17 protein-coding genes, 1 tRNA gene and 1 other RNA gene are annotated in these 19,468 nt (G+C 66.2%); 5 read left to right on the plus strand and 14 right to left on the minus strand.

Going from position 1 to position 19,468, the window contains the following annotated elements; genetic code table 11:
- Positions 1-7: 7 nt before the first annotated feature.
- On the minus strand, positions 8-1,267 hold the full coding sequence (locus MJ601_RS02280; RefSeq protein ID WP_242122961.1) for a M24 family metallopeptidase: 1,260 nt from the start codon (positions 1,265-1,267) through the stop codon (positions 8-10).
- Between the two features lie 36 nt (positions 1,268-1,303).
- Positions 1,304-3,397, minus strand: coding sequence for a malate synthase G (locus MJ601_RS02285; protein WP_242122962.1), 2,094 nt, complete (start codon positions 3,395-3,397; stop codon positions 1,304-1,306).
- A 92-nt stretch (positions 3,398-3,489) separates the two neighbouring features.
- Here MJ601_RS02285 and MJ601_RS02290 point away from each other — a divergent pair, with 92 nt between their 5' ends.
- The 4 genes from MJ601_RS02290 to MJ601_RS02305 all read left to right on the plus strand — a co-directional run bounded on the left by MJ601_RS02290 (position 3,490) and on the right by MJ601_RS02305 (position 8,728).
- Entirely contained in the window at positions 3,490-4,413 is a 924-nt protein-coding gene (locus tag MJ601_RS02290; RefSeq protein ID WP_242122963.1) for a LysR family transcriptional regulator, read from the plus strand.
- Positions 4,414-4,423: 10 nt separating this feature from the next.
- A complete protein-coding gene (locus tag MJ601_RS02295) occupies positions 4,424-6,691 on the plus strand; it encodes an NADP-dependent malic enzyme (RefSeq protein WP_242122964.1) in 2,268 nt (755 codons plus the stop codon).
- A 51-nt stretch (positions 6,692-6,742) separates the two neighbouring features.
- A complete protein-coding gene (locus tag MJ601_RS02300) occupies positions 6,743-7,414 on the plus strand; it encodes a L,D-transpeptidase family protein (protein ID WP_242122965.1) in 672 nt (223 codons plus the stop codon).
- Positions 7,415-7,531: 117 nt separating this feature from the next.
- Positions 7,532-8,728: an MFS transporter gene (locus MJ601_RS02305; protein WP_242122966.1), complete on the plus strand. Its 1,197-nt coding sequence runs from the start codon at positions 7,532-7,534 to the stop codon at positions 8,726-8,728.
- 46 nt (positions 8,729-8,774) lie between these two features.
- On the opposite strand, the gene MJ601_RS02310 is transcribed toward MJ601_RS02305, so the two are convergent.
- The 12 genes from MJ601_RS02310 to MJ601_RS02365 all read right to left on the minus strand — a co-directional run bounded on the left by MJ601_RS02310 (position 8,775) and on the right by MJ601_RS02365 (position 18,677).
- Positions 8,775-9,308, minus strand: coding sequence for a hypothetical protein (locus MJ601_RS02310; RefSeq protein WP_242122967.1), 534 nt, complete (start codon positions 9,306-9,308; stop codon positions 8,775-8,777).
- Positions 9,295-9,678 (minus strand): phosphoribosyl-AMP cyclohydrolase, encoded by a 384-nt coding sequence (gene hisI / locus MJ601_RS02315; RefSeq protein WP_242122968.1) that lies wholly within the window; start codon positions 9,676-9,678, stop codon positions 9,295-9,297. The genes MJ601_RS02310 and hisI overlap by 14 nt, the downstream gene beginning before the upstream one ends.
- Before the next feature lie 67 nt (positions 9,679-9,745).
- A tRNA-His gene (locus tag MJ601_RS02320) sits at positions 9,746-9,822 on the minus strand.
- Positions 9,823-10,095: 273 nt separating this feature from the next.
- Positions 10,096-10,368 (minus strand): HU family DNA-binding protein, encoded by a 273-nt coding sequence (locus MJ601_RS02325; RefSeq protein ID WP_013846598.1) that lies wholly within the window; start codon positions 10,366-10,368, stop codon positions 10,096-10,098.
- Positions 10,369-10,552: 184 nt separating this feature from the next.
- On the minus strand, positions 10,553-12,949 hold the full coding sequence (gene lon / locus MJ601_RS02330) for an endopeptidase La (RefSeq protein ID WP_242122969.1): 2,397 nt from the start codon (positions 12,947-12,949) through the stop codon (positions 10,553-10,555).
- Positions 12,950-13,077: 128 nt separating this feature from the next.
- Positions 13,078-13,401: a YbaB/EbfC family nucleoid-associated protein gene (locus tag MJ601_RS02335; protein WP_242122970.1), complete on the minus strand. Its 324-nt coding sequence runs from the start codon at positions 13,399-13,401 to the stop codon at positions 13,078-13,080.
- Positions 13,398-15,008 (minus strand): DNA polymerase III subunit gamma/tau, encoded by a 1,611-nt coding sequence (locus MJ601_RS02340; RefSeq protein ID WP_242122971.1) that lies wholly within the window; start codon positions 15,006-15,008, stop codon positions 13,398-13,400. Before MJ601_RS02340 ends, MJ601_RS02335 begins: the two co-directional genes overlap by 4 nt.
- A 52-nt stretch (positions 15,009-15,060) precedes the next feature.
- An RNA gene (gene ffs / locus MJ601_RS02345) (signal recognition particle sRNA small type) lies at positions 15,061-15,158 on the minus strand.
- Between the two features lie 112 nt (positions 15,159-15,270).
- Positions 15,271-16,188, minus strand: coding sequence for an SGM family class A beta-lactamase (gene blaSGM, locus MJ601_RS02350; protein WP_242123305.1), 918 nt, complete (start codon positions 16,186-16,188; stop codon positions 15,271-15,273).
- Positions 16,189-16,203: 15 nt separating this feature from the next.
- Complete coding sequence (locus tag MJ601_RS02355) at positions 16,204-16,539, minus strand: 2Fe-2S iron-sulfur cluster-binding protein (protein ID WP_242122972.1); 336 nt, start codon at positions 16,537-16,539, stop codon at positions 16,204-16,206.
- A 21-nt stretch (positions 16,540-16,560) separates the two neighbouring features.
- Complete coding sequence (locus MJ601_RS02360) at positions 16,561-17,649, minus strand: cysteine desulfurase family protein (RefSeq protein ID WP_242122973.1); 1,089 nt, start codon at positions 17,647-17,649, stop codon at positions 16,561-16,563.
- Complete coding sequence (locus tag MJ601_RS02365; protein ID WP_242122974.1) at positions 17,646-18,677, minus strand: cysteine desulfurase family protein; 1,032 nt, start codon at positions 18,675-18,677, stop codon at positions 17,646-17,648. Before MJ601_RS02365 ends, MJ601_RS02360 begins: the two co-directional genes overlap by 4 nt.
- 132 nt (positions 18,678-18,809) lie before the next feature.
- On the opposite strand from MJ601_RS02365, the gene MJ601_RS02370 reads away from it, so the two are divergent.
- The gene (locus tag MJ601_RS02370) at positions 18,810-19,466 is read left to right on the plus strand and encodes an alpha/beta hydrolase (RefSeq protein ID WP_007688785.1); all 657 of its coding nucleotides are present in this window, start codon (positions 18,810-18,812) and stop codon (positions 19,464-19,466) included.
- Positions 19,467-19,468 lie beyond the last annotated feature (2 nt).

A 19,468-nucleotide genomic window follows, 5' to 3' on the forward strand; every position in this document is an offset into this window, starting at 1 on the left:
CCCAATATCAGTCGATGGGATTGTCGATTGAGACGGGAGGCCGGGAAAACCAGACCGGTCCGGTGTCGGTCATGTGGAAGCAATCTTCGAGACGAATACCCATGACGCCCGGCAGGTAGAGGCCGGGCTCGTTGGAGAAGCACATGCCGGGAGCAAGGGGTGTTCCCTCGCCATGGACGAGGTTGACCGGCTCATGGCCCTCCATGCCGATGCCGTGGCCGGTGCGGTGGGAAAGGCCCGGCAACCGGTAGCCGGGACCATAGCCGCGCTTTTCATAATAAGCGCGGACGGCATCGTCGACCGACCCGGCAGGCGTGCCGATGCTGGCGGCGGCAAAGGCGATCTTCTGGCCCTGCGCGACCTCGTTCCAGACCTTGCGCTGCTGGGCCGTGGGGCTGGCGGCGTGGACGAAAGTGCGGCTGATGTCGGATTGATAATCCTCGACCGTGCAGCCGCAATCCATGAGGACGACTTCACCGGGAGTGACTGCCTGCGGCTTGCCGCTGCCATGGGGATAGGCCGCCGCCTCGCCGAGCAGGATGAGGTTGAATTCGGTCCTGCCGCCCAGCGCCGTGGTGGCGGCGTCCATCAGCGCGGCGATGTCCTGCCGCGCCATGCCTCTCTGGATGCGCGGATAGGTCCAGCGATAGGCGGCGAGCGTGACCTCCGCCGCCTTCTGCATCAGGGCGATTTCCGCGGGCGTCTTGCGCATGCGGAGCGACCGGGTGACGGGATCGCGCACGATCCGGGCATCGGGAAGCGCCGATTGCAGGCCGTCGACCGCGAAATAGCGGACGCTTTCCTCCATGCCGATGCGGGACGTGGCGAGGCCCCTTTCCTTGAGCCAGTCGGCGATGACGGCATAGGGGCTTTCATGTTCCTGCCAGACGCGGATTTCGGCGTCGATGCCGAGAGACTCCTCCACCGAAGGGCGCTCGAAAAAGGGGCAGACGATGATGGGGGCACCCTCGGCCGGGACGATGGCGGCGGTCAGGCGCTCGCTTCGCCACCAGCGGACGCCGCTATAATAGATGAGGCTGGCGCCCGGTTCGATCATCAGCGCGCCGATATTCTGCGCGCGCATCGCTTGCTGGGCGCGGGCAAGGCGCTGGGCGCGCTCCTCGCGGCCGATGGGGATCACGTCGCCGGTGATCGGCTTCAGCGACTCGGCGGCGCGTTCCTGCGCGAAAAGGCGCGGACTGGCGAGGAGCAGGCCGGTGAGGGCGGCCCCGTTCCGAAGAAACCGGCGGCGGGGGAGAAGAGACATGGCGCTCTGGTGCCCCTTCCCTCCCGCCTTGGCAAGTCAGGCGAGCGCCTTGGCCAGCGCGCGATATTTGTGGAGCAGCGGCTCGGTATAGCCGTTGGGCTGGGCGACGCCTTCGAAGACGAGGGCGCGGGCGGCCTGCCAGGCGAGGCTTTCCGGATGGCCGCTCATGGGCCGGTAGAGCGGATCGCCCGCATTCTGGGCATCGACCTTGGCGGCCATGCGGGTGAAGGCGGCGTCGACCTGTTCGGACGTGCAGACGCCGTGGAGCAGCCAGTTCGCCATATGCTGCGAGGAGATGCGCAGCGTGGCGCGGTCCTCCATCAGGCCGATGTCGTGGATGTCGGGAACCTTCGAGCAGCCGACGCCCTGATCGATCCAGCGGACGACATAGCCGAGGATGCCCTGGGCGTTATTGTCCAGTTCCTGCGCGATCTCCTCTTCCGACCAGTTGTGCCCTTTCGCGACCGGGATGGTCAGCAGGCGATCGAGCGGGGCGATGGCCTCGGCCTTGCGCTCGGCCTGGCGGGCGAAGACGTCGATGCGGTGATAGTGAGTCGCGTGCAGCGTCGCCGCCGTGGGGGACGGAACCCAGGCGGTGTTGGCGCCGCTGTTCGGATGGCCGGCCTTCTGATCGAGCATGTCGGCCATGCGATCCGGCGCGGCCCACATGCCCTTACCGATCTGGGCGCGGCCGGACAGGCCGCAGGCGAGGCCGATCTGGACGTTGCGGTCTTCATAGGCGGCGATCCAGTCGCTGCTCTTCATCTCGCTCTTGCGGATCATGGGTCCGGCGCGCATCGATGTGTGCATCTCATCACCCGTGCGGTCGAGGAAGCCGGTGTTGATGAAGACGATGCGGTCGCGGACGGCTTCGATACAGGCGGCGAGGTTCGCGGAGGTGCGGCGCTCCTCGTCCATGACGCCGACCTTCAGCGTGTGGCGGGCGAGGCCCAGCATATCCTCGATCGCGTCGAACAGGCGGTTGGTGAAGGCGACTTCCTCGGGACCGTGCATCTTGGGCTTGACGATATAGACGCTGCCGGTGCGGCTATTGCCGCCGTCCCGCTGGAGGTCGTGCATGGCTATAAGGCTGGTGACGATGCCGTCCAATATGCCTTCGGGCGCTTCCGCGCCGTTGGGTAGCCGGATCGCGGGCGTCGTCATCAGATGGCCGACATTGCGGACGAAGAGCAGGCTGCGGCCCGGCAGGGTGAAGCGGCTGCTGTCGGGCGCGATGTAGCTGCGGTCCGGGTTGAGGGCGCGGGTCATCATGGCGCCGTTCTTCTCGAACCTGTCGCTGAGGTCGCCCCGCATCAGGCCGAGCCAGTTGGCGTAGGCGGCAACCTTGTCCTCGGCATCGACGGCGGCGACCGAATCTTCGAGGTCGCAGATGGTGGTGAGCGCCGATTCGAGGATGACGTCGGCTATGCCTGCCGGGTCGTCCCTGCCGATGGGGTGGGCGCGGTCGAAGACGATTTCGATGTGCAGGCCATTGTGGCGGAAGAGGCGCCCCTTCTCGCTCCGGCCACGATATTGGGCCGGGTCGGCAAGCTGGATGTCGTCGCTGGCGAGGTCCGCCCATGAACCATTGGCGAGCGGGACGGCTTTATCGAGGAAGGATTTGGCCCAGGCGATGACCTGCGCGCCGCGCCGGGGGTCGTACCCCCTGCCCTCCGCCGTGCCGGGAATGGCGTCGGTGCCGTAGAGCGCGTCATAGAGGCTGCCCCAGCGCGCATTGGCCGCGTTCAGCAGGAAGCGGGCGTTGAGGATCGGGACGACCAGTTGCGGTCCGGCGAGGCGGGCGACTTCGTCATCGACATTCTCGCTGCCGATCTGGAAGGGCGCGGGTTCGGGGACGAGATAGCCGATATCCTCCAGGAAATGGCGCAGTGCGGGGGTGTCGATCGGCTGGCCCGCCCGGTCGCCATAATAGGTGTCGATCCGCGCCTGAAGATCGTCGCGCCGGGCGAGCAGCGCCGCGTTTTCCGGGGCGAAGCGCGCGAAGATCGCGGCGGTGCCCTGCCAGAAACGGCCGGCGTCGATGCCCGTGCCGGGGAGCGCGCGCTCCTCGATGAAAGTGGCGAGTGGCTGCGCGACCTGGAGGCCTGCGCGGTCGGTCATGCTGGTCATGGGTGGCTCTCCTTTGCGAAGCACCATAGACGGAACGCATTATGCCGTGTAGACGCCATTATTCAAATTCAGTTTTTCCTCTGGTGAAATGAATGATGGACCCCGACTATGACCTGTTCGCGACCATCGTCGATGAAGGCGGCATGGCGGCGGCGGGTCGACGGCTGAACATTTCCCCCGCCATGGTGTCGAAGCGGCTGGTCCGGCTGGAGGAGCGGCTGGGCACCCGGCTCATTCACCGGACGACCCGGCGGCTGGCGCTGACCCCGGCCGGCGAACGGCTTCACGAGGATCTGCGCGAGATCATCGCCGCGCTGAACGAGGCGGAACGGCGCGTGTCCGGCGCATCGGTGGAGGCTTCGGGTACGCTCCGGGTCACGGCGCCGACTTCCTTCGGGCGCATGCATGTCGCGCCCTGGCTGGAGCGGTTCCTCGACGCCCATCCCAAGGTGCGGATGCGCATCGACCTGTCCGATGATTATGCCGACCTGCTGGCGACGCGGGCCGACCTGGCCATCCGCATCACTGCCGATCCGGGGCCCGGCCTGACGGCGCACCGGCTGGCGACCAACCAGCGCGTCCTGTGCGCCGCCCCGGCCTATCTGGACCGGTTCGGAACGCCGCAAAGCATAGCCGATCTCCGCCACCATCGCCTGCTCGCCGCCGACCGGCAATTGCCCTGGCGCCTCAGCGGACCCAAGGGCCCGATCATGGTGGAGGGCGTCAGCCATGTCCGCACCAACAGCAGCGAAATGGTGCGCGAGTTGGCGCTGGCGGGCGCGGGCATCGCGCTGCGGTCGCTCTGGGACGTCAGCGATGCGCTCGATCGCGGCGACATAAGACAGATCATGCCGGATCATGAGGGGTCGGCGGATGTCGGTCTTTATGCCGTGCACCTGCCGCAGAATAATCCGCCGCTCGCCATCACCGCCTTCGTCGATTTCCTCATCCAGCTCTACGCCCCCAGCCCGCCCTGGGAGCGCTCCACCATTGCTCCACCTCAAAAGCAGCTTTAAGGCCCGATCCATGGACGAAAACACCCGCCGCGCCGCCCTAGACTATCACCGCTATCCCCAGCCCGGAAAGCTGCGGATCGAACCGACCAAGCGCATGGTCAACCAGCGCGACCTGGCGCTGGCCTATTCGCCCGGCGTCGCCGCGCCCTGCGTCGACATCGCCGAAGATCCCGAAAAGGCGATGGACTATACCGCGCGCGGCAATCTGGTCGCGGTGATCTCCAACGGGACGGCGGTATTGGGGCTGGGGTCGATCGGGGCGCTGGCGTCGAAGCCGGTGATGGAGGGCAAGGCCGTCCTCTTCAAGAAATTCGCGGATATCGACGTGTTCGATATCGAGGTCGACACCACCGACCCGGAAAAATTCATCGAGGCCGTCGCCCTGCTGGAGCCGACCTTCGGCGGCATCAACCTGGAGGATATCAAGGCGCCGGAATGTTTCGCCATCGAGGCGGAACTGAAGAAGCGGATGAATATCCCGGTCTTCCACGACGACCAGCATGGCACCGCCATCGTCGTCGCCGCCGCCGTGCGCAACGCGCTGGTGCTGCAGGGCAAGACGCTGGCCGATGCGAAGCTCGTCACCTCCGGCGCGGGCGCGGCTGCGCTGGCCTGCGTCGATCTGCTGGTGTCCATGGGCCTGCCGATCGAAAACGTCACCCTGACCGACAAGGATGGCGTCATCCACGCGGAACGCGAGGGCATGTTGCCGAACATGGCCCGCTATGCCCGCACCACCAATGCGCGGACCCTGCCCGACGTGTTGCCGGGCGCAAACCTGTTTCTCGGCCTGTCGGCGCCGGGCGTGCTGAAGCCGGAATGGCTGCCGCTGATGGCGCCCAATCCGCTGATCTTCGCGCTCGCCAATCCGGAGCCGGAAATCCGTCCGGAGGTGGCGCGCGAGGCCCGGCCGGACGCCATCATCGCCACCGGCCGGTCGGACTATCCCAATCAGGTCAACAACGTCCTCTGCTTCCCCTATATCTTCCGGGGCGCGCTGGACGCACGGGCGACCGAGATCAACGAGGCGATGAAGGCCGCCGCCGCCGACGCCATCGCCAGCCTGGCCCGCATGCCCGCCCATGACAGCGTGGCGCAGGCCTATGGCGGGCGCAAGCTGGCGTTCGGGCCGGACTATATCATCCCCACCCCCTTCGACCCGCGCCTGATCGCGGAGATCGCGACCGCCGTCGCCAGGGCGGCGATGGACAGCGGCGTCGCCAAGCGGCAACTCGATCTGGACGCCTACAAGCGGCAATTGACCCAGCAGAGCACGCGCTCATCCCAACTGATGCTGCCGGTGTTCCAGGCGACGCGCGGCGTGCAGCGGCGCATCGCCTATGGCGAGGGCGAGGACGACCGCGTGCTGCGCGCCATTCAGGATGCGCTGGCGGAAGGCATTGCCCGGCCGGTGATCGTCGCGCGGCGCCGCATCCTGAACGAAAAGCTGCCCAGCCTGGGGCTGCGGTTCGACCTGGATCGCGACGTGGAAGTGGTCGATCCCGAAACCGACCATCTGCTGATGGGCGAACTGGTCGAGGCCTATCGCGCGGTCGCTGCACGCCGGGGCGTCTCTTCGGCCGAAGTGGTCCGCCATGTCTATCGCCGTCCCAGCGTCACCGCCGCCATGCTGCTGCGAACCGGGCGGGTCGATGCCGCGCTGGTCGGCGGCAACAGCGACTATTGGGGCGAGGTAGAACATGTTCTGCGCGTCATCGACCGCGCGCCGGAGCATAGCCGCGTCTATGCGCTGTCGGGCCTGATCCTCGACGCGGGCGCGCTGTTCATCACCGACACCCATATGGTGCCGGACCCGACGCCCGAGCAGATCGCCGAAATGGCCGTGCTGGGCGCCACGGAACTGCGGCATTTCGGGTTGACGCCGCGCGTGGCGCTGCTGTCCCACTCCAATTTCGGGGCGTCGCACTCCCCCAGCGCGCGCAAGATGCGGGAGGCGTTCAAGCTGGTGAAGAAGGCGGCGCCGGACCTGATGGTCGATGGCGAAATGCATGCCGACGCGGCCCTCAGCCAGGGCCTGCGTGAACGGCTGATCCCGGATTCGCGGTTCGAAGGCTCGGCCAATCTGCTCGTCATGCCCAATCTGGACGCGGCGAACATCACGCTGACGGCGCTTTCCGCCTCCTCCAGCTCGCCGACCGTGGGACCGATGCTGATGGGCCTTGCGCAGCCCATCCATGTTCTGACCCCCGGCGTAACGGCGCGCGGCATCCTGAACCTGACCGCGATCGCCGCCGCCGAAGCGGAGCGGGAGCGCTGAACCTTAACCTTTTTCTGCCATGAGCCGCCCAAAGGAGGCTAAGGGCGGTTCATGGCAGGACGGGTTTCGACAGGGGTGAAGCTGGCAATCGGCGGCGGCGCGGCGGCGGTGCTGCTGTTGCTGGGCCTGTCCATCGGCCGCGGACATGATCTGGAAAGGGCAGAACCTGCCGCAGCCCCCAAGGCACCGGTTGCGACGAAGCCGGTCACGCCCGTGGAACGCACCCGCGCCCAGCCCGTGGCGGTCGACCCCCAGGCGCTGATGGTCAAGCGGGTACTCCCCATAGAAGGGCCTTTCCGCCACGGCGATTATGTCTGGGACGAAAGCGGCGCACCCGCAGCCGGGCGGGTCATCATCACCGTCGACCTCAAGGCGCAGACCCTGTCGGTCTTCCGCGCGGGTTATGAGATCGGGTCGGCGGTCATCATCTACGGCGCGGACGACAAGCCCAGTCCGATCGGCGCCTTCCCGATCACGCAGAAGGATGCGGACCATCACAGCCGCACCTACAATAACGCGCCCATGCCCTATACGCTGCGGCTGACCAGCGACGGCGTGGCGATCCACGGCAGCGACGTCCAATGGGGCAATGCGACCCATGGCTGCATCGGCGTGCCCAAGCCGTTCGCGAAAAAACTGTTCGGCGTCGCCAGCCTTGGCGACCTGGTCGTCATCACCAATGGCAGGATGCTGGACACCAGCCATGCGAAGCCCGCCGCCTGAGTTGCGCACGGGATCGACGCACCTGCAATAAAGTCATGCAGTCCGTGGCTTGATTTTCCCGGTTAACGCTATCATGTGCGATCATCATTCCTATCGCATTGCAACATGGAGCAGCCGATGGCGCAGGCCAGCCGTGCGGTTCACCCCGCTCTTGTCATTCTGGCGCTCGCAATGGGCGCCTTCGCCATTGGAACGACCGAATTTGCGGCGATGAGCCTGCTGCCCTTCTTCGCCAGCGACCTGCGCATCAGCGAGCCGATGGCGGGCCATGCGATCAGCGCCTATGCGCTGGGCGTCGTGGTGGGCGCGCCGGTCATCGCCGTGCTGGGCGCGCGGCTGCCCCGGCGGACGCTGCTGATCGGGCTGATGGCGCTGTTTGCTCTGGGCAATGGCCTCAGCGCCCTGTCACCCGATTATGCGACCTTGCTGCTGTTCCGCTTCCTGAGCGGGCTGCCCCATGGCGCCTATTTCGGCGTGGCGGCACTGGTGGCGGCGTCGCTGGTGCCGAGCGACCGGCGCGCGCTGGCGGTGGCGCGGGTCATGACCGGCCTGACCGTCGCGACCGTGATCGGCGTACCGGTGGCGAACTGGACGGGACAGGCGCTGGGGTGGCGCTGGGGCTTCGGCATCGTCGCGCTGCTGGCGGTGATCACGATGACGCTGGTGGCGCTCCATGCGCCGCGCGATGCCGGCGACCCGCAGGCCAGCCCGATGCGGGAACTGGGGGCGTTCCGGGAACCGCAGGTGCTGCTGACCCTGCTGACCGGCGCGATCGGCTTTGGCGGGCTGTTCGCCGTCTACACCTATGTCGCCTCGACCATGCTTACCGTGACCCATGTGTCGGAAAGGCTGGTGCCGGTGGTGCTGGCGATCTTCGGCGCGGGGCTGACCATCGGCAATCTGGTCGCCGCCTGGGCGGCCGACCGGGCGCAGAGCCGCACCGCGATCCTGGTGCTGCTGTGGAGCGCCGGGTCGCTGGCGCTGTTCCCGCTGATGGCGGGGAATATCTGGAGCCTGTCGCTGGTGATCTTCCTGATCGGCTGCGGCGGCGGGCTGGGCAGCGTGCTCCAGACGCGGTTGATGGACGTGGCCGGCGACGCGCAGACGCTGGCGGCGGCGGCGCACCATGCTGCCTTCAACCTTGCCAATGCGCTGGGGCCGTGGCTGGGCGGCATGGCGATCGCGGCAGGCTATGGCCTGACCTCGACCGGGTGGATCGGGGCGGGCCTGGCACTGGGCGGCCTGGCCATCTTCCTGTTCACCCTGCATCAGCATCAGCGCGCGATGCGGCTGGCGGCCGTCGCCTGCGAGTGACGGATTAAGACTGACGCCTGCCCTCGCCCTCACAGGCTGGGGAAGGTCAGTTGGGTTCGCAAAGGGGTTCACCGGCGCTGTCGCGCGCCTGAAGGGCGGAGGCGACATCGCTGGCGAGGCGCGGGAAGCTGACCCCTTCGAGCGATCCGCGGCCCTTGCAGACCTCCGCGCATTTCATGTCCACGACGCCGGGCAGCGAGACCTGATCGCCATCATATTGGGCGACGATGATGCAATGATCGCTGCGGGAGAAGCTGAGGATCAGCTTGTCGCCTGCCCGGCGCGCCGTCCCCCTGCCCTTGCAGCTCTGATCCTCACCGAAACTGGCCTCCAGCGCGAAACGATAGTCGCCATTCCTTGCGGGAACGACGCACAGCGCATCGCGGCCCGCTTCATGGATGCGCTGATAGAGGCCGATGGCCGGGGTCTTCGCGGTATCCGCGATCACGCCGGTTTCGATCGCGGCGCGTTCCAGGCCGGAACTGGTCTGGACGCCGGTTTCGCGCGGTGCCGGCGCCGTGGCGGCTTCGCGCTGGCAGGCGGCAAGCAGGACCAGCGCGGCGAGGCTAGTCCGCCGCATCGACGCCGGTATCGACGGGTATCAGGCCTTGTGCGCCTATGCGGCGGAAGAAGCAGGAAGGGGCGCCGGTGTGGCAGGTAGGGCCAGCGGGGACGGCCTTCACCCAGACGGCGTCCTGGTCGCAATCGATGCGGATGTCGCGGACCTGCAGCATATGGCCCGACGTCTCCCCCTTCTTCCAGAGCGACTGGCGGCTGCGGGACCAGAAATGGGCAAGGCCGGTGTCGATCGTGAGTTTCAGCGCCTGCGCATTCATATGCGCGACCATCAGCACGTCGCCGCTGTCCACATCGGTCACCACCGCGGTGATGAGGCCGTCTCGGTCATATTTGGGATTGAGGGTCAGGCCCTTGTCGCGCGCGTCGTCCATAAGCCGCGCTATAGAGCGCTCTAGGCTTCATGCGAAGCCCGTTCTTGCCCGAAAGCCTAGGAGAAAATGGGGCGATCGACGGGATCCGAACCCGCGACCTCCGGTACCACAAACCGGCGCTCTAACCAACTGAGCTACGATCGCCACAGGGGCGTTCGCCCCGCGAGAAGGGCCACATATGCGGCCCATCCCGCGCCGTCAAGCGGCCTGAAGCGGAAAAAGGCATGAGGCCAAAATAAAAAGAAAGGAGCGGGAAGCCATGGCCCCCGCCCCTTTTCCTGCCTTTCGAAATCGGCGCGCGCCATGGGCGGAATTCGTCACCCTGCTGCTGCGCTCATCTCTCCATGATATTTTCGCCAACCGCGATGCCGGCTTCAAAACGGGAAAAGGCGCCCCCATGGAGCGCCTTCAGACCTTTCAGTTGACCGAGTCCTTCAGACCCTTGCCAGCCTTGAACTTCGGCTGGGCCGAAGCCTTGATGGTCATGGTTTCGCCCGTGCGCGGATTGCGGCCGGTGGAAGCCTTGCGCTGCGAAACGGAGAAAGTACCGAAGCCGACCAGGCGCACTTCGTCGCCCTTCTTCAGCGCGCCGGTGATGGCATCGAAAACGCCCTCGACGGCCTTGCTGGCGTCGCTCTTGCTAAGGCCGCTGCTCTCAGCGACCGCGCCGATAAGATCCTGCTTGTTCATGCCTTGGGAACCCCCTTCTAGCTGTTTGGATAACTTAGGAATCGCGGCGTAGGCGGCGCAATAAGGCCCAGCTTTCGGGCCTTGTCAAAGGGAAAGCGGCGCCAGACGCTACTCAGACAATATTTTATGGTAAAAGCTTGTTGAATAGCCGTCCAACGCCGTTGCCCCAGCCCCTCCGCTGCGATCAGTGGCGGATCGAGGCCTCGCCATCCCGGCCCGGCGCCGGAGTCGGCTGGGCCGCCAGATCGTCTTCCTCGGTCCAGGCGATCGCCTCGGGCTTGGTGACCAAGGCACGCGCCAGGACTTCATCGACATGGGAGACGGGGACGATTTCCAGCCCTTCCCGGATATTGGCGGGAATCTCGGCCAGATCCTTCTCATTCTCCGCCGGAATCAGCACCGTCTTGATGCCGCCGCGCAGCGCCGCAAGCAGCTTTTCCTTGAGGCCGCCGATCGGCAGCACCCGGCCGCGCAGGGTCACCTCGCCGGTCATCGCCACATCCTTGTGGACGGGGATACCGGTCAGGGTGGAGACGATGGTCGTCACCATGCCGATGCCCGCCGAAGGACCATCCTTGGGCACCGCACCTTCGGGCAGGTGGATGTGGATGTCCTTGCGCGTGAAGATGCTAGGCTTGATCCCGTAACCGGGCGAGCGCGCCTTCACATAGGAGAAGGCGGCCTGCACCGACTCGTTCATGACCTCGCCCAGCTTGCCGGTGGTCCTGATCGCGCCCTTGCCGGGCACCGTCACCGCCTCGATGGTCAGCAGTTCGCCGCCCACCTCGGTCCAGGCCAGGCCCGTCACCGCGCCGATCTGATGCTCTTCCTCGCCCACGCCGTGGCGGAATTTCCGCACACCCGCATAGTCGGCCAGGTTTTCCGGCGTGATCGTCACCTTGTCATAAGCGCCTTCGAGGATCTTGCGCAGCGCCTTGCGGGCGAGACGCGCCACTTCGCGTTCCAGCGTGCGGACGCCCGCCTCCCGCGTATAATAGCGGATCAGGTCGCGAACGGCGGCCTCGGTGACCTCCAGTTCGCCTTCCTTCAGCCCATGGGCATCGATCTGCTTGGGCAGCAGGTGGCGCTGGGCGATCTCGACCTTCTCATCCTCGGTATAGCCTTCGAGCCGGATAATCTCCATGCGGTCGAGCAAGGGTTGAGGCAAATTCAACGAGTTGGCGGTCGTCACGAACATCACGTCCGAAAGATCGACGTCGATCTCCAGATAATGATCCTGGAACTTGCTGTTCTGTTCCGGGTCCAGCACCTCCAGCAGCGCGGAGGCCGGATCGCCGCGGAAATCCTGGCCCAGCTTGTCGATCTCATCCAGCAGGAAGAGCGGGTTCATCGTCCCGGCCTTCTTGAGGTTGGTCACGATCTTGCCCGGCAGCGAGCCGATATAGGTCCGCCTGTGGCCCCGGATTTCCGCCTCGTCGCGAACGCCGCCCAGCGACTGGCGCACGAATTCGCGACCCGTCGCCTTGGCGATCGACCGGCCGAGCGAGGTCTTGCCGACGCCCGGAGGGCCGACGAGGCACAGGATCGGGCCTTTCAGCTTGTTGGTGCGCGCCTGCACGGCCAGATATTCGATGATCCGGTCCTTGACCTTCTCCAGCGCGAAATGATCCTCGTCCAGGATCGCCTGCGCCTTCTTGAGGTCGGTCTTGACCTTGCCTTTCTTGCCCCAGGGGAGGCCCAGCAACACGTCCAGATAGTTGCGCACGACCGTCGCTTCGGCGGACATGGGCTGCATGCCCTTGAGCTTCTTGAGCTCCGCCGTCGCCTTGGCGCGGGCTTCCTTGCTCAGTTTCGCCTTGGCGATCTTCTCGGTGAGTTCGGCAAGCTCGTCGCCCTCCTCACCGTCGCCATTGCCCAGCTCCCGCTGGATCGCCTTCAACTGCTCGTTCAGATAATATTCGCGCTGGGTCTTTTCCATCTGCCGCTTCACGCGGCCACGGATCTTCTTCTCGACCTGGAGCACGCCCAGTTCGCCTTCCATGAAGGCAAACACCATCTCCAGCCGCTTGACCGGGTCGGCCTCGACCAGCAGCGACTGCTTGTCGGCGACCTTGACGTTGATGTTGGCGGCCACGGCATCGGCCAGACGCCCCGCATCCTCGATCTCGCGCAACTGCACCGGCGTTTCGGCCGGCAGCTTCTTGTTGAGCTTGGCGTAATTTTCAAACTGCTCGGCCACCGATCGCATCAGCGCGGCGGCTTCCGGCCCTTCGGCGGGCAGCTCCTCGACCGCGCTCACATCGGCGAGCATATGGCCACTCGCATGGCCGATACCGTCGAGACGGGCACGCTGCTTGCCTTCGACCAGCACGCGAACGGTGCCGTCGGGCAGTTTCAGCAATTGCAGCACCACGGCGATCACGCCCGTGTCGTAGAGGGAATCCTGACCCGGATCATCCTCTGCGGGATCGAGTTGCGACACGAGGAAGATTTCCTTGTCGCCTTCCATGGCCGCCTCGAGCGCGGACACGCTTTTGTCGCGGCCCACGAACAGCGGCACGATCATCTGCGGGAAGACGACGATGTCGCGCAGGGGCAGCAGGGGATATTGTGTAGTCATTCACTCTCCGGGGCGGACATTCCACCCAGTCATGCGGTTCATCGCCTTTATGGGGACAGTCACCGCATGGTTCAATCAGCCCTTGTAGATCGGGAAAGATGAATAAGGGCTGATTCTTCAAAAAACGATCAGAAAGGGAGCTTGAAGCCGGGGGGAAGCTGCAGCCCGGCGGTCGTCTTGCCCATTTCGGCGCTGGAAACCTCATCCGCCTTCTTGCGCGCGTCGTTGAACGCGGCGGTGATGAGATCCTCCAGCATCTGCTTTTCCGTAGGGGCAAGCAGGCTGTCGTCGATGGCGACGCCCAGGATGCGGCCCTTGGCCGAGGCACGCACCTTGACCAGGCCGCCGCCCGCCGTGCCTTCCACTTCCAGCTTGTCGAGATTTTCCTGCGCCCTTTGCAGTTCCTCCTGCACGCGGGTCGCCATGCCCAGAATTTCGTTCAGATCCTTCATCTTTCTGCGCTCCATTGTTCGAGCTCGTCGCCAAGCTCGGCATCGGGGAAGGCCGCCATCGCCGCCTTGACCACCGGGGTTTCCATGATTTCCGCCCTGGCGTCGGCCGCCTTGCGCATTTCCTGTTCCAGCAGGGTCGGCGCGGCAGGGCCATTGACGGGCGTGATGCGCCAGGCCGTGTCGGTGATCTCTCGCAGCGCCGGGGTCAGGCGGCCGATAAAATCGGACGGCAGAGACGGCGCCGGGACATAGTCCAGTTCAGGCGGGGCGTAGCGGACGAGGCCGATGCAATCATGCAGTTCCTGCGCAAGCTGCCCCTTGCCGCGTTGCCAGAAGGCTTCGATCAGATCCTCGAAACGGACGGGCAGTTTCGCGGCAGGCGCGCCGACGGGCGAGGCCGTGGGCGACTGGGCCGCGGCGGCCGCAGCCGGAGCGCCTTCGCGCAGCAGGCGGGCGATTTCGCCAGGATCGGGCATGGTCGCGGCATGCATCACGCGCAGCAGCGCCATTTCGCAGGATTCGATGGGGAGCGCGGCGCTGGCGACCTCATCATGCCCCTTGAGCAGCAATTGCCAGAGGCGGTGGAGGGGGGCAAAGCCAAGCTGCGAGGCCCAGTCGGCCAGCGCTTCGCGTTCCTCGGCGGACTGGCCGGGATTGGCGATATCGCGGCCCGCCTTCACCAGCGTGACGGCGTGGATCAGTTCGAGCAGGCCGCGCATGAGCGAAAGCGGCTCGACGCCCAGCGCATATTGGTCGCGCACCGCACCCAGCAGCGCGCCGGTGTCGCCTTCCAGGAGCAGCCCCAGCAGGCGGCGGGTCGCGCCCCTGTCGGAGAGGCCCAGCATGTCGCGGACCTGCGTGGCGGTGACAAGCGGCGCGCCTTCGCCCATTTCCGCGTGGGCGATCGCCTGGTCGAGGATCGAGAGGCCGTCGCGGGCGGAACCTTCCGCGGCCTGGGCGATCAACGCCAGCGCATCGGGTTCGGCGGCGACCGACTCCGCCTCCACCACATGAGCGAAATGGGCAGCGAGCAGTTCGGCGGGGATGCGGCGCAGGTCGAATCGCTGGCAGCGCGACAGCACCGTCACCGGAACCTTGTTCACTTCCGTGGTGGCGAACAGGAATTTCACATGCGCCGGGGGTTCCTCCAGCGTCTTCAAGAGTGCGTTGAACGCGTTCTTCGAGAGCATGTGGACTTCGTCGATGATGTAGATCTTGTAGCGGGCCGAAACGGCGGCGTAGCGGACCGCCTCTATGATCTCGCGGACATCGTCGACGCCGGTATGGCTGGCGGCGTCCATTTCCACCACGTCGATGTGACGGCCCTCGGCGATCGCCCGGCACGGTTCGCAGACGCCGCAGGGATCGATGGTGGGACCGCCCTGCCCGTCCGGGCCGATGCAATTCAATGCCTTGGCGATCAGGCGGGCGGTGGAGGTCTTCCCCACCCCGCGCACGCCGGTCATCAGGAAGGCATGGGCCAGGCGGCCGCGCCGGATCGCATTGCCCAGCGTCTGGACCATGGCATCCTGCCCGATCAGCTCCCGGAAATTGCGCGGGCGGTATTTGCGCGCGAGCACGCGATAGGGCTGGGGGGAATCGGACATCGGGTCAGTCTAGCGGGTAGTGGCGAGGCTGTCGAAGCCGGAAAAGCTGGGTGGAGGTGGGAGCCGGAACGACCCGCAGCGAAATCACTGTGGCTGCTTCCGTCAGGACCTGACCAGGTTCGCGACGACTACGTCCGCCCGACTCCCGGCGCGGCATATGGCGAAGGGGGGACGGTATGGCAAGGGGGCCGATCCAAATCTCTGTACCTCCGGACAAAGGCATGTTTTTCGCGCGGAGACGGAAGGGGCGCGGAGAGCGAAGTCATTCGAGGCCGGTTTTCTGCGCCCTGTCCACGAAATCCAGCGCTGCATGGGCCGTTTCGGCGATGGCGGCTTCGGCCGCCTTCGCATCGACCGTCGGGCGATCGAGATAGATGGCGAGCATATATTCCTCGCCCGACGGCGCCTTGACCAGCGCGACGTCGTTATAGGCGTTGCCGCATGTGCCGGTCTTGCTGCCGGAGGTCCAGCCCTTGGGCAGGCCCGCCTTGATGCGATTGCCGCCGGTGGTGCTGGCATCGAGCCAGCCGCGCAGCTTGTTCGCGCTTTCGGGTTTCAGGTCCCGGAAGATCAGGCGGCTCATCAGGCCGGCCATGGCGGCTGGGCTGGTGGTGTCGCGCTCGTCGCCCTCGACATTTTCATTGAGCGCCGGTTCGTTGCGGTCGAGGCGCGTCACCGTGTCGCCATGGGCGCGGACATATCGGGTCAGGCCTTCGGGGCCGCCGATCATCGGCAGCAGCAGGTTGGCGGCGCTGTTGTCGCTCTGCTCCACGGCGGCGGCGGCCAGTTCCTCCATCGACATGCGGCCCCGTTTGGCGTTCTTCCCGACGACCGGGGCATAGTCGAGAATATCGGCCTTGGTGAAGCTGATCTGGCCATCCAGGCCGAATTTGCCGCCTTCCGCCCCCGTCAGGACGGCAGCCGCCAGGGGCGCCTTGAAGGTCGAGCACATGGCGAAGCGTTCGTCGCGGTTGAAGCCCAGGATCAGCGCGCCCTTGCTGTCGACCAGCGCCACGCCCAGGCGGCCGCCTGTTTCGCCCTCGATCTCCTTGGGATTGCGGATCGCCTTCATCGCCGATTCGCTCACCATGTAACGGGGCGGAGGCGGCAGCAGGGACGGGCGTGGGGTGGCGTCCTGCGCAAGGGCCGGGCTGGCGAGCAGCAGGGCGGCGGATATCAGGCGCTTGGGCAAAGGTTACATTCCCTGCATATTGTAGAATTCGCCGGGGATGCGGACGGTCAGGCTCTCCAGCTTTTCGTCCAGCACGATCTGGCAGGACAGGCGGCTGGTACGGGTCGCGGCGGCGGCGAGGTCGAGCATGTCCTCCTCATCCTCGCTGGCCTTTTTGAGCTTGGGGAAGTCGGCCGCGTCGATGATGACATGGCAGGTGGAGCAGGCCATCTGGCCTTCGCAGGTGCCTTCAAGCGGCTGGCCAGCGGCCTGAGCGACGTCGAGCAGGACCGACCCGGCCGGCGCCTCGACTTCCTGCCTATGTTCTCCATCGGCACTGATGAAGACTACCCTTGTCATGGTGCAACGTTCCCCGCACTGTCACGGCGCCCATTTTTGAGCTGCCTCATTCAATATCCCCGCAGCATCCTCCAGTTCGGCCAGTGTCGTGTACCGGCCAAAGCCGATCCGCACCGATCCACGCGCCTCGGCGTCTGAAAGGCCAAGTGCGCGCAGCACATGGCTAGGCCTGCCGGACCCACTTGCGCAAGCGCTGCCGAGCGAAAAAGCGACATTCCGGCAATCGGAGAGCAATCTTGCGCCGTCCACGTCCGCCCGGCGGAGGTTCAGATTGCCATGATAGCGGCGATCCGCGCTGCCGTTGAGCATCCATTGGCGGAAGAGGGCGCGGGCGGCCGTCCAGAGTGACTCGACATGGGCACGGTCCGCTTCGCCCCGCTCTCGCATGAGGCGGGCGGCTGCGCCGAAACCGGCGCAAAGGGCGGGCGACAGCGTGCCGGAGCGCAGGCCGCCTTCCTGACCGCCGCCGTGCATGATGGGAGTGAGGTCGACGCCGTCGCGCAGCCAGAGGGCGCCGATGCCCTTGGGGCCGTGGATCTTGTGGGCGCTGACGGCGATCATGTCGCATGCGGCGGGGATGGGCACGCGGCCATAGCCCTGCACCGCATCGCAAAGGAACCGCGCGCCCGCCCGGTGCGCGAGGTCGGCAAGCTGGGCGACGGGCTGGATGACGCCGATCTCATTGTTCACCAGCATCGCCGCGACCAGGGCTGTGCCGGGGCGGATGGCCCTGGCGGCGGTTTCGAGGTCCACACGGCCGTCCGGGCCGACCGGGAGAATGCTGATCTCACGTCCCGCCCTGCCCATGGCTTCGACGGTGTCGAGAACGGCGGCATGTTCGGTGGCGATGGTGACGATGCCGCCGGGAGGAGCGCCCTGGATCGCCATGTTGAGCGCCTCGGTGGCGCCGGAGGTGAAGAGGAGGCGGCCGTCCGCCGGCAGGAGTTCCAGGACCTCGGCACGGGCGACCTCGACCTGGGCGGTGACGGCGCGGCCCAGACGATGCGGGCTGTGCGGGTTGGCGAACTGGTCGCGGAGGAGCGGGACCATGGCGTCAAAGGCTTCGGGCGCGAGCGGGGTCGTGGCCTGATAGTCGAGATAGATGGTCATCGGGCGCGTCCGGCCATTTGGGTCCAGATGGCGATGAAGCGGTCGATGTCGGCTTCATGGGTCGCGGGGCCGAAACTGACGCGGATGACTTCGCTGGCGCTCGCCTCGTCCCAGCCCATGGCGTGGAGGACATGGCTGGTCTTGAGCGAACCGGACGAACAGGCGCTGCCCGCCGAAACGGAAATGCCCGCAAGGTCGAACTGGATAAGCTGGACGCGGGCCGAGACGCCGGGCATGCGGTAGCTGGCGATGGCAGGGATGCGCGGGGCATGGCGGGCGACGACTTCGCCGCCAGCCTGTTCGATGGCGGCGTCGAGCTTGGCGCGGAGGATGGCGGCCTGGGGGAGCCAGTCGGTGCGGGCTTCGAGCGCCGCCGCCATGGCAAGGACGGCAGGCAGGTTTTCGGTGCCCGCGCGATAGCCCTGTTCCTGTCCGCCGCTCGGGCGGATGAGGGTCAAGTCGTTGATGAGCAGCGCGCCTATGCCGGGAGGGCCGCCGAATTTATGGGCGCTGATCGCGATCATGTCCGCGTTCGGCAGCGGCAGCCTGGCGGCGCTCTGGGCGCAGTCGGCGAAGAGGATGATGCCGTCGCGGCCCATGGCATCAAGTTGCTGGATCACGCCAGTTTCATTGTTGACGTGCTGGATGGCGAGAAGTGCCCCGCGATCAGGGCTGATGGAAATGACGCGTCCTTCAGCCGTCACCTCCAGCCGGGCGGCCTGCGGAGTGACGCGAAGGACCGAATCATGCTCGACGGGAGAGGTCAGGATGCGGGTTGCCCTCGCGCGGGTCAGGGCGATGGCGATGGCTTCGCTGGCGCCGGAGGTGAAGATAACATGGCCGTCCCAGTCCAGCGCGGCGGCGATACGGCGGCGCCCATCCTCCAGCGCGGCGCGGGCGGCGCGGCCGTCGGCGTGCGGGCTGGAGGGGTTGGACCAGTTTTCCAACGCCTCGATCATCGCCGCCCTGGCTTGAGGCAGCAGCGGCGTGGTGGCGGCGTGATCCAGATAGAGACGATCGGAAGCCACGGACGGGAAACACTCACTGATTGCGGAAATGGTGGCGGCTTCTATATAGGCGGTCTGCCGCGCAGCGCCAGCATTGGCTGCTGCGCCATCTCCATTCGCGGCCTTACGCCGCCCAGAACCATAACAGGTGCCATGCCCGACGTCATTTTTCCCGGTCCCGAAGGTCGCCTCGAAGGCCGCTTCAGCCCCCCGCCCCGCCCCCGCGCGCCCGTGGCCATGATCCTGCACCCGCATCCCCAGGGCGGCGGCACGATGAACGACCGGATCACGCAGGCACTCTACAAGACCTTCGTGCGGCGCGGCTTTGCCGTGCTGCGGTTCAACTTCCGTGGCGTGGGACGCAGCCAGGGGACGTTCGACAACGGGATTGGCGAGCTGTCCGATGCCGCGGCGGCGCTCGACTGGGTGCAGAGCTTCCATCCCGAGGCGCAGACGACCTGGATCGCCGGTTTCTCCTTCGGCGCCTGGATCGGCATGCAGCTGCTGATGCGGCGGCCGGAAATTCGCGGCTTCATCTCGGTTGCGCCGCCCGCGAACATGTATGATTTCTCCTTCCTCGCGCCCTGCCCTTCCTCGGGGATCATCGTGCAGGGGACGGCGGATGAAGTCGTAACCGCAAGCGCCGTGCAGAAGCTGGTCGACAAGCTGCGGACGCAGAAGGGCATCACCATCCATCATGACGAAATCCGTGGCGCGAACCACTTTTTCGAGCATGAGCTGGACCAGCTGATGAAGTCGGTCGATAATTATCTCGATATGCGCCTGTCGCCGGATTCTCCCATCCGATAAGG

The sequence above is a fragment of the Sphingobium trunci genome, from assembly GCF_022664535.1.
In the GTDB taxonomy this organism is placed as follows: domain Bacteria; phylum Pseudomonadota; class Alphaproteobacteria; order Sphingomonadales; family Sphingomonadaceae; genus Sphingobium.

Bases quoted from the DNA above. Each gene is read 5' to 3' on its own strand.
- MJ601_RS02280 (WP_242122961.1), bottom strand. From the start codon at position 1,267: ATGTCTCTTCTCCCCCGCCGCCGGTTTCTTCGGAACGGGGCCGCCCTC.
- MJ601_RS02285 (WP_242122962.1), bottom strand. From the start codon at position 3,397: ATGACCAGCATGACCGACCGCGCAGGCCTCCAGGTCGCGCAGCCACTC.
- MJ601_RS02290 (WP_242122963.1), top strand. From the start codon at position 3,490: ATGATGGACCCCGACTATGACCTGTTCGCGACCATCGTCGATGAAGGC.
- MJ601_RS02295 (WP_242122964.1), top strand. From the start codon at position 4,424: ATGGACGAAAACACCCGCCGCGCCGCCCTAGACTATCACCGCTATCCC.
- MJ601_RS02300 (WP_242122965.1), top strand. From the start codon at position 6,743: ATGGCAGGACGGGTTTCGACAGGGGTGAAGCTGGCAATCGGCGGCGGC.
- MJ601_RS02305 (WP_242122966.1), top strand. From the start codon at position 7,532: ATGGCGCAGGCCAGCCGTGCGGTTCACCCCGCTCTTGTCATTCTGGCG.
- MJ601_RS02310 (WP_242122967.1), bottom strand. From the start codon at position 9,308: ATGCGGCGGACTAGCCTCGCCGCGCTGGTCCTGCTTGCCGCCTGCCAG.
- hisI (WP_242122968.1), bottom strand. From the start codon at position 9,678: ATGGACGACGCGCGCGACAAGGGCCTGACCCTCAATCCCAAATATGAC.
- MJ601_RS02325 (WP_013846598.1), bottom strand. From the start codon at position 10,368: ATGAACAAGCAGGATCTTATCGGCGCGGTCGCTGAGAGCAGCGGCCTT.
- lon (WP_242122969.1), bottom strand. From the start codon at position 12,949: ATGACTACACAATATCCCCTGCTGCCCCTGCGCGACATCGTCGTCTTC.
- MJ601_RS02335 (WP_242122970.1), bottom strand. From the start codon at position 13,401: ATGAAGGATCTGAACGAAATTCTGGGCATGGCGACCCGCGTGCAGGAG.
- MJ601_RS02340 (WP_242122971.1), bottom strand. From the start codon at position 15,008: ATGTCCGATTCCCCCCAGCCCTATCGCGTGCTCGCGCGCAAATACCGC.
- MJ601_RS02355 (WP_242122972.1), bottom strand. From the start codon at position 16,539: ATGACAAGGGTAGTCTTCATCAGTGCCGATGGAGAACATAGGCAGGAA.
- MJ601_RS02360 (WP_242122973.1), bottom strand. From the start codon at position 17,649: ATGACCATCTATCTCGACTATCAGGCCACGACCCCGCTCGCGCCCGAA.
- MJ601_RS02370 (WP_007688785.1), top strand. From the start codon at position 18,810: ATGCCCGACGTCATTTTTCCCGGTCCCGAAGGTCGCCTCGAAGGCCGC.